Annotated in this window: 12 protein-coding genes; 8 read left to right on the top strand and 4 right to left on the bottom strand. The window is 33.5% G+C overall.

The genetic code is table 11. From position 1 onward, the window contains the following. Window positions 1–1,984 precede the first annotated feature (1,984 nt). The 6 genes from F6K18_RS15575 to F6K18_RS15550 all read left to right on the top strand — a co-directional run bounded on the left by F6K18_RS15575 (window position 1,985) and on the right by F6K18_RS15550 (window position 8,539). Window positions 1,985–3,103, top strand: a complete 1,119-nt coding sequence (locus tag F6K18_RS15575; protein WP_287522045.1) for a hypothetical protein — start codon at window positions 1,985–1,987, stop codon at window positions 3,101–3,103. Beyond that, window positions 3,066–4,421 carry a vWA domain-containing protein gene (locus F6K18_RS15570; RefSeq protein ID WP_287522043.1) on the top strand — a complete coding sequence of 452 codons (1,356 nt, stop codon included), beginning with the start codon at window positions 3,066–3,068 and terminating at the stop codon, window positions 4,419–4,421. The genes F6K18_RS15575 and F6K18_RS15570 overlap by 38 nt, the downstream gene beginning before the upstream one ends. Before the next feature lie 226 nt (window positions 4,422–4,647). Continuing rightward, window positions 4,648–5,355, top strand: a complete 708-nt coding sequence (locus tag F6K18_RS15565) for a lipopolysaccharide assembly protein LapB (RefSeq protein ID WP_287522042.1) — start codon at window positions 4,648–4,650, stop codon at window positions 5,353–5,355. A gap of 12 nt (window positions 5,356–5,367) precedes the next feature. After that, entirely contained in the window at window positions 5,368–6,633 is a 1,266-nt protein-coding gene (locus tag F6K18_RS15560) for a sulfotransferase family protein (RefSeq protein ID WP_287522181.1), read from the top strand. Between the two features lie 139 nt (window positions 6,634–6,772). Then, entirely contained in the window at window positions 6,773–7,084 is a 312-nt protein-coding gene (locus F6K18_RS15555) for a hypothetical protein (protein ID WP_287522041.1), read from the top strand. A 318-nt stretch (window positions 7,085–7,402) separates the two neighbouring features. Further along, the gene (locus F6K18_RS15550; RefSeq protein ID WP_287522039.1) at window positions 7,403–8,539 is read left to right on the top strand and encodes an agmatine deiminase family protein; all 1,137 of its coding nucleotides are present in this window, start codon (window positions 7,403–7,405) and stop codon (window positions 8,537–8,539) included. A gap of 84 nt (window positions 8,540–8,623) precedes the next feature. Here the strand turns inward: F6K18_RS15550 and F6K18_RS15545 are convergent, their stop codons facing one another. The 4 genes from F6K18_RS15545 to F6K18_RS15530 all read right to left on the bottom strand — a co-directional run bounded on the left by F6K18_RS15545 (window position 8,624) and on the right by F6K18_RS15530 (window position 11,341). After that, window positions 8,624–9,109, bottom strand: coding sequence for a hypothetical protein (locus F6K18_RS15545; protein ID WP_287522037.1), 486 nt, complete (start codon window positions 9,107–9,109; stop codon window positions 8,624–8,626). Between the two features lie 70 nt (window positions 9,110–9,179). Then, window positions 9,180–10,550, bottom strand: coding sequence for an AAA-like domain-containing protein (locus tag F6K18_RS15540; RefSeq protein WP_287522036.1), 1,371 nt, complete (start codon window positions 10,548–10,550; stop codon window positions 9,180–9,182). 219 nt (window positions 10,551–10,769) lie between these two features. Then, entirely contained in the window at window positions 10,770–10,937 is a 168-nt protein-coding gene (locus F6K18_RS15535; protein ID WP_161564291.1) for a hypothetical protein, read from the bottom strand. Window positions 10,938–11,152: 215 nt separating this feature from the next. Then, a complete protein-coding gene (locus tag F6K18_RS15530) occupies window positions 11,153–11,341 on the bottom strand; it encodes a hypothetical protein (protein WP_287522034.1) in 189 nt (62 codons plus the stop codon). Window positions 11,342–12,645: 1,304 nt separating this feature from the next. Here F6K18_RS15530 and F6K18_RS15525 point away from each other — a divergent pair. Together F6K18_RS15525 and F6K18_RS15520 are read left to right on the top strand one after the other, a co-directional pair. Next, on the top strand, window positions 12,646–13,533 hold the full coding sequence (locus tag F6K18_RS15525; protein WP_287522033.1) for an ABC transporter permease: 888 nt from the start codon (window positions 12,646–12,648) through the stop codon (window positions 13,531–13,533). Between the two features lie 143 nt (window positions 13,534–13,676). Next, window positions 13,677–14,540, top strand: coding sequence for an ABC transporter permease (locus tag F6K18_RS15520; protein WP_287522032.1), 864 nt, complete (start codon window positions 13,677–13,679; stop codon window positions 14,538–14,540). Window positions 14,541–14,926 lie beyond the last annotated feature (386 nt).

The raw sequence follows: 14,926 nt of genomic DNA, 5'->3' as shown, positions 1-14,926 counted from the left end.
GTTTTTTTGCCCTTCAATTATTACTATATATGAGCACACCTTTTCCATTATGCTTATCAGATCTTGTCAAGTATTCTATGTCAAGGTAGATCTTCCATTTTTTGAGATTTTTCAATTCAGAGACAGAGTAAATTTTGACTTATTTTTTCCATCTATTCAATCTATTTACCCATTGATTATTTTTGAGGCGATCGCTACTTGCTCATCTACAACTGCTCTATTACTTTTACTGTAAAAAGTTAGGATTTTTTTTTGAGGTGTGTCTGGGGATGATAATTCAGTATACTTTCTTATTTCCTTGTTGGATATTTCTGGATTTGATGATTTTTAGCACAGATGTTTAATTACATATTTTGGCTTTGATAGTAAATTTATATGTCTCAGTTAAATCTCCTTTTTCTTGAGATTTGATGATCCAATACTTATTCCGGAAATTTCTTAGTGGTTAAATTTTTTTGGGCTGAGGGTAAAGCTGATTTTTCTGGTTTTTTTGCCCTTCAATTATTACTATATATGAGCAGACCTTTTCCATTATGCTTATCATATCTTGTCAAGTATTCTATGTCAAGGTAGATCTTCCATTTTTTGAGATTTTTCAATTCAGAGACAGAGTAAATTTTGACTTATTTTTTCCATCTATTCAATCTATTTACCCATTGATTATTTTTGAGGCGATCGCTACTTGCTCATCTACAACTGCTCTATTACTTTTACTGTAAAAAGTTAGAATTTTTTTTGAGGTTGCCTGGGGATGATAATTCAGTATACTTTCTTATTTCCTTGTTGAATCTTTCTGGATTTGATGATTTTTAGCGATGCGATACTTATTTCTGAAATTTGTTGGTAGTTAAATTTTCTTGGCTGAGGGTAAAGCTGATTTTTCGGGATTTTTTTCTACTATATATGAGCGCAGTTTTTCCATTATGCTTATCATATCTTGTCAAGTATTGTATGTCAAGGTAGAGCTTCCATTTTTTGAGATTTTTTGATGAAATTTTTCAGTCAGAGACAGCATAAATTTTGACTTATTTTTCCCATCTATTCAATCTATTTATCCATTGATTATTTTTGAGGCGATCGCTACTTGCTCATCTACAACTGCTCTATTACTTCTACTGTGGAAAGTTAGGATTTTTTTTGAGGTTGCCTGGGGATGATAATTCAGTATACTTTCTTATTTCCTGATTGAATCTTTCTGGATTTGATGATTTTTAGCGATGCGATACTTATTTCTGAAATTTGTTGGTAGTTAAATTTTCTTGGCTGAGGGTAAAGCTGATTTTTCGGGATTTTTTTCCTTCTATTATTACTATATATGAGCGCACATTTTCCATTATGCTTATCAGATCTTGTCAAGTATTTTATGTCAAGGTAAATCTTCCATTTTTTAAGATTTTTTTGATAAGGCTTTTAAGCAATGTGCCCATTAAAAAATAAACTTAGTTGCTGAGAAGTGGTAATTATTTTCGACTAGCTAATAGAAGGCAATAAAATTGGTTGGCCTCCTCATATTTATTAGTTAAAACTAGGGTAAAAAAAATCAAGATAACCAAAGGAGAAAAAACAGTATTACTATTTTTTTCTTAATTCCGTCTAATCTGTATTAAAAATCCCTGCCGTGACTTCCTTCTTTCTGCCAACATACTATTGACATTCTGGGAGATACTATTTAAAATGCAAAAGATTCAAAACCTGTATATTTGTAAGCATTCAGCAGTCAGCTAGCCTCCTATGGTCGTAACTTTCCTACGGAATGCTACGCAACACTTTAACAGCTATAAGTTATCAACTTATTATCTTAGAAGGAGAATTAAAAATTATGTTTGTGCAGCATTCCGCAGAAAAGAAAAAGGTAACAAGCTAACCTTAGTCAGTTATTAACGTTCAAAATCTATTTGCGTAACATGACCTAGGAAATGCTGACATATATTTACTAATTATCTGCTAATTCTGACTCTATCTAAATTAAAATTAATTATAAATTATGAGAATATATCTATATATTCTATCAGGAATTACATCAGCATTAATCGGCTGGAGTATAGGGCAATTTATCCTCAGCGATTTAGGCTGGTTACAAAAGTTTCCTGAATTAACATTATTTCCTTGCGTGGCAATTTCTCTAGCAGTTGGTATAGTTGCAACAGATATATTTTTAAGCAATCCCACTCGATTTAAACGCAACTTCAACAGAGGTTTAATACCCCTAAGTATTGCTGGAGGATTAGGATTATTAATTGGTATTGCTTCTGGGGGATTAGTACAAATATTGCTCAATCCACAACTACGAGATAAAGTTATAACTGTACCCGATAAATTTGTCAGAATAGTCGGGTGGATTTTAATTGGTGGAGCAGTGGGTTTAGCTGAAGGATTGACTTGGCGCTGGCGTAGTATAGAAGCAGGAGATAAACGGCGTTTTTTGCAGCGACTTACCATTAGTTTAACTACCAGTATTTTGACTGCTTTAGTTGCAGCAATTATCTTTGAATGGATACGACAAAAAATGGATGGAATGCCCACAGCATTACAAGTTTGGGAAGACACAATTGGGTTTTCTTTATTGGGCGGTTTATTAGGTTTAGTCTTGAGTTTTTCTACCTCTCCTAGTCATTTAGTTGCCCTGAGAGCTGGAGCTGGTTTTGAATATATTGAAAATGTCAATTTTAATCAGTCTGAAACATCGAGTAATTATCCTCATATACAGAAAGAATTATCACCCAGAATTAAATTTGTGAGTAATGATTTTGCCGATAAAATTGAGGAAGGATTATCAATTCAATTACCCGCAAGAGGTAAAATTAAAATTGGTTCAGCTCAGTTAAAAATTATGGGCAGTCAACAATTTGGTGTGGATATTTGTATCCCTGGTTTGCCACTACATATTGCTGACTTAGACTTAGCATCTAGCCAAACAATTTTAGTACCTAATCTCAAATTTTTTAATAGAATAGAATATCAAGGCGATCGCTTGAAGGAAAGTACGCCAATCAAACTAAAACATAACGATTTAATTGCATTTTATGCCGAAAATGAGGGCTATAATGGTAAAAAATTATTCAGATTTGTCTACTATAATCGCTTCTTGGACCCACAAGGTTAGTTTTTCTTTGTTAATAGTAATTTCCTGCATTAATCCTAGCTTTGCTCAAGTAAAAAATGTAGAAATTATCGAAGCTATTCCTGAACGTAATGAAAGTAAAGTTACCCTGCGAATCAAAGCCTATGACCAAAACAATAAACCAGTAAGAGGTCTGGAAAAAGAGAACTTCAATTTAACAGTTTGTCCGCCTAAAACAGAGCCAAAAACTGGAGAATGTCAAACTTTAAATCCCATTGATATTAATTGGAAAATTCCCCTGCCCGCAGAATTACCTCCTGCTTGGGTAATTGTTTTATTAGATTTTAGTGGTAGTATGAAGCAATTAGATAGTAGTGGGGAAAAAACCAAATTAGAAGGGGCGATCGCTGCGATTAGAAAATTCAATCAAGATTTAGCTGACAAGGGAGAAAATACCAAAATTTCTATTGTACCTTTTGGCAAAGGAGGTAAAAATTGTCCGGGAAATCAAGTGACGAAAAAAGAACTAGATAATTTTGTTTTAGCAGGCAATAAAAAGGTTGAACAATCTCTCAAAAAAATAGAAAGTCAACTGGATAATCTTTGTGCAGCTACAGATATTTATGAACCTTTGCGTCAGGCAGTACAATTTTTTGGTAATTCCGAAGATACTCGTTTTAACCCACGCCCAAATTCTAATTTATCTCAACCAAGACGTTCGATAATTTTACTTTCTGATGGCTATCATAGTATTTATGGAAATAGAGAAAATGAACCAGAATTAGAAGCACAAGACTTTGAAAAACTTGTGTTTATGTTGAAAAGTTATCCTAATATTACTGTGCATACTTTGGGTTATGGTTTGACTCCCCAACAGTTGCAGCAAAAGTATGATTTAGAGCAACCTCCTACTATTAGAGATATTAGTGTCAGAGGAGGAAAAAAAAGTAATAATTCTCAAGAATTAACCGAACTTGCTGCTGAAGAATTTGTTGACCAAAAACGACTACAACAAATTGCGGGAGTAACTAAAGGTATTGCTGAATTTTCTGGTAATGCTGAGGATATTTCTGCAAGTTTGACCGAATTTTTAGAGGCTTTATTTGATGAGTATCAAATTAACTATATTCAGCCAATAAATGCCGACCGTGGTTCGTTACATAATGTGCAAGTTAGTCTCAATTTACCCGATAATTCAGTAGATTCAGAACAACAACCTTATGTATTTCCTTGGGTGTCGCGCTCCCTACCTTTTTTGACTAGACTCATCATTTTCTTATTTACTTTAGCAGTATTATTAGGGGGTGGTGTAATACCATTTTTATTGTGGGCAAAATCAATTAAGCGAGAGTATCAATAAAAGGTAAGCATTTCCTGCGGAATGCTGCGCAAACAGCTATTAGTGGTCAGCTATCAGCTTTTAGAGCTAGGGTTTAATCTGGCTGACTGGTGACTCTTAACCGCTTCTTTAAGCGATAATTTGAAGCACAGCAACGACAAGTTTAAGTTTTGAACTCATAGAATTCAAGCTAATAGCTGAGAGCTGACAGCTAAATGCTTATAATAAAAGTATAAGTTGAGTAATTATGAATATACAAATTAAATTGAAAGAGAAGCTAGAAATTGGGGCACAACTTATAAATCTAGGGAAGATATCGGAAGCAATAGAGCAATATTCTTTAGCTCTAGAATTACAACCAAACTGTACCGATGCTCTTGTAGCATTAGCAAATATTTACGAGAAAAATCAAGAACTAGATAAAGCTATTAACTACCAAGAGCAGGTGGTAAAGTTAATGCCAAAAAATAGTGATGCTAAAGTTAAATTAGGATCATTAATGTTAGCTGTGGGAAAAGCGGAAGAAGCCATATATTATTATCAGCAAGTCATAGCCATCAACCCAGAGCAACCAGCAGAAATATATTCTCAATTAGGGTCTGCTTTAAACAAAATTGGGAAAGCAAAAGAGTCAATAGTAGCTTACCAAAAAGCTTTAAATATCTCTGAAAAAAAACTTTCATATTTCCGAAAACAGCTAAGGAAAAAAGAAGAGCAAAAAGTTGTAGGAAATGTTGAAACAACAGGAAAACTAGCTCAGAAGTTAATGCAGGAAGGAAATATTACTGAGGCGATAGAAACATATCAACAAGCTTTAATTATTCCTGGAGAAAAACCTGCATGGATTTATCGGGAACTTGCAGATGCTTACCAGAAAAATGCGCAGGGAGAAAAAATAGAAACACTATACCGGGAAGCTATTTCAGTAAATATCCAAGAACCTTATTTTTACTGAAAATTAGCACAAATATATTCTCAACAAAATCGGTTAGAGGAAGCAACTTCTGAATATGAACAGGTACTTTTTTTGAATCCCAATCATCTTGCAGCACTTAATCAATTAGGGGGGATAAAAAAGAAAATGCAAAAATATCAGGAGGCAGAAACTTACTATCAACGACTAGCTAAACTTAATCCCAAAAATCCTGGAGTTAGACTAGAATTAGGAGATGTTTTAACTAAGCAAAAAAAATGGGAAGAGGCAACAAAAGCTTATCATCAGGTAATAGATTTGAAACATAAACTTTCAGAAGCTTATCTAGGTTTAGCAAATGTTCTTATGCTCAAGGGAGACTCTTTACAACAACAGGAAAAATCTTCAGAGGCGATCGCTTCATATAACCAAGCATTAGATATTCCTACCAATATTCACATAGAAAAACAAATACATTCTAAGTTGATGTCAATTTATCTCAAGGAAGGAAAACTGGAAGAAGCAGAATTAAGTTACCAGAAATCAATTATTAATAGATACTTAATTAATCACAAGTTAAAAATTATCTATTGCCCCATTCCCAAAAATGCTTGTACTATGTTCAATACTATAATGGTTGAACACAGTGATTATGCTCAACAATACAAAGAGTCTTCTCAAGATATTCATGAATATATTGGCAGACTAGAGGTAGAAATGAGACTTACTGATCCATCCTATATGCAAAATCCAGACTACTTTAAATTCGTTATTTTGAGAAACCCTTTTAAAAGATTAGTGAGTGCTTATTTAAACTTAATTGTTAAAAGAGCAAAACCAATAAGTTTTGCCTATAAGCTAGTTATGGATGTATATAGAGATTTAGGGATGGAGCCTGATATTTATAAGTCTATTACTTTTAGTCAGTTTATTAATTATCTAGCCAACACAGATAATGATCGTTTAAATGCACACTGGCGTCCACAATACACATTTTTGTGCTTAGGGCGATTTCAGTTTGACTATATTGGACAGTTTGAAAATCTCAATCGAGTAAAAAAAGACTTAAATCAAAAATCTCAACTGAAAATCCCGGAAAATATCTTTGAATATAAAAGAACTAATTATAGTAATTATAAATTTGAAAATAAGTTACATAAAAAACATCCCGATGAGTTAAGAAAACTGATTAAAAAGGTAGGTGGATTTCCTAAGTATGAGTTTTTTTATACACCAGAACTAGAAGGAATGGTAAGGGAAAAATATATAGAAGATATAAAAATATATGAGCGTGAATTTAACCAGGTAGTGGAATTTTAGTCATGGTCAAACTAGCTCATTAATAAATATCTCCGAGGGGGAAAGTATTCATAGTTATAAAAAAAGTTCCCAGAGAATTTTTCGGAGTGATATAGGTGATAGTAGTTTTCAAAATTGTAATTTTTCAGATTATTTAAAGTTGAATTATTACCCGGAAGATATATTAAATTATTTTGGTTATCAATTAATAGATGAAAACCTAGAAAGAGGCTTCAAGCAATTGGCGGTTGAGTTAATTGCTCTCGATAAAGGAATAGGAATAGAAGCAGAACAAAATTTATTATATGGAGCTGTTTCTATCGGAAAAATTTTGCAATTTGCGCTGTTGAAACGACAAGAAAAGCAAGTTAAGCAAGACCTAAGCTTATATCGAGTACCTAATGATTTAGAAGACTTAATAACAATTTCAGTAGCAATTATCACTGGAGTTAAAGAAGAGAATGAAGAGTAGATAAATAGAAAAACAATCACAATTAATAATTAACAATTAACAATTCATAATTACCCCTCCTTAAAATTAATATAGCGTTTCTCAAGTTACTGAGGTACAGTTGTTTTTCTTCTTTTCTACTCCCTACTCCCGCGCAACACAGGAATTTTTTACATCACGCTTCTTGGGAATTGCTACGGCCGCCCGCCCCTACAAATGGTGTATAATTTCTTATGCGTGGGTAAGTCCTGATATGTTTATAATTCTATAACTACTTCAATCTCCCCTACTCCCCTACTCCCCTACTCCCCACCCCCAAATATATGTATGATATTACTTATGATGAATAGACGGTTTTTTCTCCAGTTAATATCGACAACATCAAGCTATATTTTTCTCAATAATTTAGCCATCTCTGCCACAACTAATCCTCAATTATTAAATCAAACATCATCTTCTATGCCATCAAATTACTCATTTTATATGCCAGATGAAAGCGAACCTCATTTGTGTACTTGGATGGCATTTAGTGCAAGTAAAGATATTTGGGGACACAAATACTATTCCGGTGTACAAAATAATCTAGCAAACATTACCAGAGCGATCGCCAAATATGAACCCGTAAAAATGTTAGTTCGTGAAGCAGACTATGATATAGCTACAGCCAAATGTAACTCTAGTGTGGAGTTGATTGTTTGTCCAATAGATGACCTTTGGATTAGGGATACAGGGCCAGTTTTTGTGGTGAATGAGGCAGGTCAGAAAGCAGCTATTGATTTTAATTTTAATGGTTGGGGAAACAAGCAATATCACGACCGCGATGCTGAGGTAGCTCGCTTTGTGGCACAAAAATCTGGAGTACCGTTAGTTAATACAAAACTTGTATTTGAAGGAGGTGGTATTGAAGTTGATGGTCGCGGCACAGCGATCGTGACTGAAAGTTGTATTATCAATAATAATCGCAATCCCGGTTGGAGCAAAATTGATTGCGAAACAGAATTGAAGTCTTTATTGGGGTTGCGTAAAATCATCTGGTTACCAGGTATCAGAGGTTATGATATTACAGATGGACATACAGATTTTTATGCCCGTTTTGTTCGTCCCGGTGTTGTTGTTGCTGGATACGATCCAGACCCTGAATCTTTTGACCATGCTGTTACCAAAAAACATTTAGAAATTTTGCACTCCTCAACAGATGCGGATGGGAAAAAACTAGAAGTTGTTGTGCTGGAAGCACCGAAAAGAATAAGACCGGGATACGAAAGTGATGACTTTGCAGCAGGATATATTAATTTTTATGTGATTAACGGTGCTGTTATTGCCCCAGAATTTGGCGATCGTCAGACTGACCGTCGTGCCAAAGAAACTCTAGCAGAACTTTTCCCCAGTCGAGATATTGTACAAATCAATATTGATGAAATTGCGGCAGGAGGGGGAGGAATACATTGCACAACTCAGCAAGAACCATTAGTTTAGCTTGGAGTTGAAGGAAAAAGAGGGGTCAATCCTCTTCTTTTCAAGGAGAGGTAATTATTAATTATTAATTGTTGAAGCGTAGCGCTATACTACTTCAGGACGACCCCACAAAGTTGACTCGCAATTCAGTTCGGGGGGAAAATCTCCTGTTTCTACCTGTCCTCGCACATCCTCTACGTTTTTCCAAGCTAATAACTCAATATATTGTCGCGCCGCACCCAGGAGATTTCCATCCAAATCATAAGCTTCCAACCAACCATCATCACCGTCGGTAACGACATAAATAATCTCGATCGCTTCTTCTTCTACTTCCATCCTATAAACTATTACCGATCCCCAGTCTCCCATTTCCACCGTTCCTCTATAAAATTGATAGGCAGCATAAGCGTTTTTAGACAACTCTTGGGGGTTAAGTCCGCCATCGTCCCAAATTTGTTCATCAGTCTCTCGATCTTCAATATATTCTGTATAGCGCTTTTGCCAATAATCTAACAATTCAGTTGCTATTGCCTGTCGAATTTTAGTTTCGCGGTCTTCAAGAGGCAACCCAGAAGAATTATCAAATGTCATAATTACCTTCCTTATTCAAGTTAAAAAATTAACTAATATTTTCTACTACCTAAACCCCTAAACTTCCCAACTATACACTAACAAATACATCATAAAAGTATCGCCTGTATAAGTCACAACTAGGCATAACTAAATTATCTTCTAATTGTACAACCAAGCCCATACTTTTTAACTTAAATGCCAGCACCTGTTCTAACTCTACAGGAGTTATAGCTCGCAATACCTGTTCAAAAGCTGTTTTAAGTTCTGGATATTGTTGCAGATTTTGTAAATGTTGATGCAAATGGTTACTATAAATACCTGTGTCTGTAGCTGCTGTTTTGATTAAGCTTTCTAAACTGGCATGATGACATTTAATATGATAAAAAGTAGTATTAATTAGATAGGGATGACCACCCACTAATCGCATTAATTGATTTTGTTCTTGTGGTAATAGCTCTATTTGATAACGATGTGCTAATTCCTGGATTTGTTCGAGAGTAAATGGGGATAAATCTATAGCTATTCCCATATTAAAAGGTGATTTATTAATATTCATTGCAATATAAACTTCTGTGGATTTTACTAAAACTATCCGCAGTTTTTGCCAGAGTTTAACTTCCTTTGTTTCTCCATACCAAGAATGCAGCATTGACAGAAAATCATTAGCTATTTCTGGAGACTGAAAAATATAATCTACTTCATCTATTGCTAAAACTATAGGATCATCTATGATAGAAAGCAAATAATCTTGAAAATATAAAGTGCAGCTTTCTATACTACCAATATCTTCGTCCCAATATTCATTCAATTTAGATTCTAGCTGTAATTTTCTTGTTACACTAGCACAAAACCATCTTAAAAACTTATTGATATCTTTGATAACTGTACTATCAACTCTTCGTAAACTTAATCGTACTGTCTGATATTGTTGTTTGATAGCATAACCAATAGTTCTCATTAATAGAGAAGTTTTTCCCATTTGTCTGGGTGCTTTTATACGCAGAAATGATCCTGGTTTATTAATTTCTGAATAACAGATTAATTGTTCAGCACGTTCTATATAATATGGAGAACCTATAGGGACTCTACCATCTAGTAATTTACAATCATTAATTTCGGAAATTTCTGAATATTGGATTGTATTTGTATTAATTAAGCTGGTTTGTGCAGCTTGCTTTCTATTTGCTTGATAAATCAATAGTTGTCTTTCTAATACAGAAAGGCAGTTAGTTTTGCTAATTCTTTCTTTGAGAATATTACTTAGTAACTTCCATAATTTAGGAGCCACATTTTGGCTAATATAATCTCGAGAGTAATCTGATTTGGAGGCTATTTGACTATAGGTTTTTCCAGACAAAGATAGTCGTAGAACTTCTCTTTCAATGTCTGACAGAGATTTACCTGTTTTAGCTGTTACTAACTGTTCAGTAAATAATGATATTGATTCGATGGCTGTCATGCTAACTCTGACCCTCCACTTGATGAGGGTATAGAGTGATTTTCCTAAAAATAATCAGAATTCATTTATGATCATAATTATAACATACTATTTCTTCTCTCACGCTTTTTAATTTACACTTTTACACACAAAAATATGATTATAGCAGTCATAAATAAGTTATGATACCATTTCTCTGTAATAATGCGCTTAATAATTCTTACCCAAACCTGAATTTTACTAATAGCTTTTACCTTTTATTAAGGGCAACTTCATGGAGAAATGGTATGAGATAGATATTGTCTCCTCTACTCGGTTATCATCCTCATCAGTGTCATCAATTATTCGGTGATTGGTATGGATATTTTGAAAATAGTTTTGATTTTTTGTATATACAGCAATTGCCATTACTACTCTTGACTTATGGAATATCTAATACCAAATTCACGCATTTGATGATATTTTGTTAATGCTAATCAAGTTCTAGTTCCTTAAAAAACTAATTGAATAAAAAAAGTTTCCAAATTTTTAATTTTTGGAAACCCTTATACTGATTAATATTTGATTAATATTTGTACCATTGCCAGTTTTTTCAAACAAGCGGATCGATACAGATATTATGTTTACAAGGAGCTAGAAACTACCCAAACCTTTGATGTAAATGATTTTGATCTTGATGGTTCAAGACCCATGTTTGCTACTTTAGCTACAACTTTTACTTCCTGTATATTTCGGAAATATCCTTTTCTCTTGGTTTTAATTATATGTTTTTTCCAAATACTTTCTTGATTAATTTGAGCTAAATTTTTCATATTTTTTATTTAAGATAGAGTATCTTTTATTTCTAGAGAAAGCATTGATTTTTTCTTATTCAATTATGCCAATTACTGCTCAAGATGAAAATATATAAAAGTTGATATCTTCGATTTTTTAAGATACTTTATACCTTCATTAAATCTTTAAAAAAATCTCTATAATTTTACAGACTCTTTACATAGCATGGTTGCTTTGATTCGTAAAATTACTGATTATTTTTATTTCACAAGATTGTTAATTTGTCAATATATAAAAGTTGATAATATTTAATACTTTTAGCTCTACAATATTTAGATTGCAGTATCTAATCATAAAAATGTTAATTTGTCAATATATAAAAGTTGATTTATATTGATAATCGTCACTATCCGATAGTATTGTTCAGGTATAACAAAGAAAGAGTTGGTCAGGAAATAGACTGTAATGAAATTTACAGCGGTTTTCCTGCACGGTAGACCACAGTAGGAACTTTCCATGGAACGTCCCTACAAAGTTTTGTTTGTGAAGATGTGGTTCATCAATTTGAAAAGCGCTGTAAAAAGGGAGATTTTTTCCCACTGTTGCCTTCTGGAGATGTTTTCTGCTATGGAAGATATTTTGACGATCGCGTAGAATACTGATAGTGGTATCTCAGTTCTACCTATCAATTAAGAATTATAGTAGTTTTTACTTAAGTAGACTACGGTAGGAAGGTTCCATGGAAGGTCTATACAAAGGTTTTTATTCTTTAGGAGTGCGTTCCATCTTTCTGAAAACTGCTGTAAATGCAAAGCAAAAAAACTCTAACATTTACATTTGAGCTGTAAATATACTTTTAAGGGAAAGGAAATAGCTAATCTGGCAACAGTGGTAATAGTTTCAGGTTTTTGATCTATAGAAATTTTTTGTACTCGAAAATACTAATTTTTACAGGACTTACGGAGATACACCATATATACTAGGGGTTAACGGCAGTTAACCCCTACAGGTGGTGTATATTTTCAGATTTTGCGTAAGTCCTGTTTTATATAAAGGCTATATACAGCAGATTCCATCAGGGGTGAGATACATCCAATAGCGGGCAAGATACCCGCACTGGGAACATTTAATCGTTAATATCTGTACTTCATATACTTGGAATATGCTGTATTTAACTGATACTAATTTGCTCTGGTTAAGTGGAAAGATTATTAGTATACATATTAACCTTCTTGTTCAACCTAGAATTAACTTAGTAATAACTGCCATAATTTTAATTTTACTAATTGACAAGCAAGCATAAATCTGATAGCTATAATCTCCTGGTCATCAACTAATTAATATGTGGCAACCTCATAAAAAACAATCAAAATCAACCATTGAAACTCGGAAATTAAACAATTTACTCATTCTGTTATCTCCAGCAACTATATGGATCTTAATTTTCTTCATTATCCCTTTAATAATTGTACTTATTTATAGCTTCTTAGAAAGAGGTACTTACGGTGGGGTTGTTTGGGAATTTACCCTAGATAATTATCAACGACTAGGTCAAGGAATATATTGGGGAATATTTGGGCGGTCTTTATTTTTAGCTTTCATTACAACTATGATTTGTTTACTAATTGGTTACCCATTAGCATATTTTATTGCTACCCGTAGACAACCTTGGCGTAATATCTTACTCATGCTAATAATCATCCCTTTTTGGACGAATTTTTTAGTTCGTACTTATGCTTGGATTGTATTACTTCGTACCGAAGGAGTATTTAATATTGCCCTACAAAGTTTACAGTTAATAAATGAACCTTTGACTCTTCTTTTCACCCCATTTGCTGTAATTATTGGCTTAGTTTATGGTTATTTACCATTTATGATTTTACCCTTGTATGCCACAATTGAACGTTTTAATTTTTCTTTGTTAGAAGCTGCTCAAGATTTGGGTGCTAATGATTTACGAACCTTTTTTCGTGTAGTTTTACCATTGACAATCAAAGGAATAGTTGCTGGTTCGTTACTCGTTTTTATTCCAGCATTTGGTGCTTTTATTACTCCTGATATTTTAGGCGGTGCCAAAACTATGATGGTGGGAAATCTCATTCAAAATCAGTTTATTAAAGCGAGAAATTGGCCGTTTGGTTCGGCATTATCAATTTTATTAATGGTAATCGTATTAATCCCAGTTATTATATATTTCCGGATTTCAGAAGACCAAAAAATATCACTTTAAAAACTATAGCAATCCTAAATAAATTGTGACAAATCAAAAAGTAGATCAAAAAACTGAAACTTCCATCTGTTCCCTGTTCCCTATTCCCTGTTCCCTAAAAGCGGTAAGATTTTTATACACAGGTAAAATAGGATTGCTATAAAATGAAACAATTAGATTTACTCATTCGTTCTCTTGGTAAGTTTGGGTTATGGCTAAATGCTGCTTTGGGTTTTGCCTTTCTCTATTTACCGATTTTTATATTAGTAATTTACTCTTTCAATAATTCTCGTTTTAATGCTATTTGGCGAGGCTTCACTTTAGATTGGTATAGGAATTTATTACAAGGGGCAACTAATAATACTATTACTGATGTGATGATTTGGGAGGCTTTAAAAAACAGTCTTTTCGTAGCAGTAATTTCGACAATCATTGCTACAATTTTTGGTACTATGATTGCCTTAGCATTAGAACGTTTTCGTTTTCCCGGACGGACTGTATTGGAGGCAATACTTTTTCTACCAATCATTATTCCAGAAATTACTATAGGACTTTCTTTATTAGTTTTCTTCTCTCTAAGTTTTCAACTAATAGAAAATTTTTTAGGCATTCGTCTAGTACTAGGTTTACCGACAGTAATTATTGGTCATATAGCATTTTGTATCTCTTTTGTTGTAGTAACTGTGAGAGCGAGGGTAGCGGAACTTGACCCAGCTTTAGAAGAAGCAGCTTTAGACTTAGGTGCTAATGAATGGCGAACTTTTTTTCGTATTACTTTACCTTTGATTTGGCCGGGAATTTTTAGTGCTGCTTTATTAGCTTTTACTTTGTCACTAGATGATTTTGTGATAACTTTTTTTACTGCGGGAGTAGGTTCGACGACATTACCATTATTCGTTTATGGTATGATTAAATTTTCCGTAACACCAGCAATTAATGCTATATCTACTTTAATGTTAATAGCTTCTTTGATGTTGGTAATATCTGCCCTTTTTGTTGAGGAATTAGGGAATCAAAAAAACACCTAATATTCAATCCGGTTGAATACTTATTATATCAGATGGGAAGGTAGGGAGATGGGGAGATGAGGGGATGGGGAAATTTAATCATGCTATATCTACTTTGATGTTAATAGCTTCTTTGATGTTGGTAATATCTGCCCTTTTTATTGAGGAATTAGGGAATCAAAAAAACACCTAATATTCAATCCGGTTGAATACTTATTATATCAGATGGGGAGATGGGGAGATGGGAGGATGGGGGGATGGGGGGATGGGGAGATTTAAAATGCTATATCTACTTTGATGTTAATAGCTTCTTTGATGTTGGTAATATCTGCCCTTTTTGTTGAGGAATTAGGGAATCAAAAAAACACCTAATATTCAATCCGGTTGAATACTTATTATATCAGATG

Origin of the sequence: Okeania sp. SIO2C2 (assembly GCF_010692625.1) — a bacterium.
Classification (GTDB): domain Bacteria; phylum Cyanobacteriota; class Cyanobacteriia; order Cyanobacteriales; family Microcoleaceae; genus Okeania; species Okeania hirsuta.
This window is presented reverse-complemented; position numbering and strand designations above follow the sequence as displayed.

What these genes read in the sequence shown, in the direction of transcription:
- F6K18_RS15575 (WP_287522045.1), top strand. Translation starts at nt 1,985, where the DNA reads ATGAGAATATATCTATATATTCTATCAGGAATTACATCAGCATTAATC.
- F6K18_RS15565 (WP_287522042.1), top strand. Translation starts at nt 4,648, where the DNA reads ATGAATATACAAATTAAATTGAAAGAGAAGCTAGAAATTGGGGCACAA.
- F6K18_RS15550 (WP_287522039.1), top strand. Translation starts at nt 7,403, where the DNA reads ATGATGAATAGACGGTTTTTTCTCCAGTTAATATCGACAACATCAAGC.
- F6K18_RS15545 (WP_287522037.1), bottom strand. Translation starts at nt 9,109, where the DNA reads ATGACATTTGATAATTCTTCTGGGTTGCCTCTTGAAGACCGCGAAACT.
- F6K18_RS15540 (WP_287522036.1), bottom strand. Translation starts at nt 10,550, where the DNA reads ATGACAGCCATCGAATCAATATCATTATTTACTGAACAGTTAGTAACA.
- F6K18_RS15535 (WP_161564291.1), bottom strand. Translation starts at nt 10,937, where the DNA reads ATGGCAATTGCTGTATATACAAAAAATCAAAACTATTTTCAAAATATC.
- F6K18_RS15530 (WP_287522034.1), bottom strand. Translation starts at nt 11,341, where the DNA reads ATGAAAAATTTAGCTCAAATTAATCAAGAAAGTATTTGGAAAAAACAT.
- F6K18_RS15525 (WP_287522033.1), top strand. Translation starts at nt 12,646, where the DNA reads ATGTGGCAACCTCATAAAAAACAATCAAAATCAACCATTGAAACTCGG.
- F6K18_RS15520 (WP_287522032.1), top strand. Translation starts at nt 13,677, where the DNA reads ATGAAACAATTAGATTTACTCATTCGTTCTCTTGGTAAGTTTGGGTTA.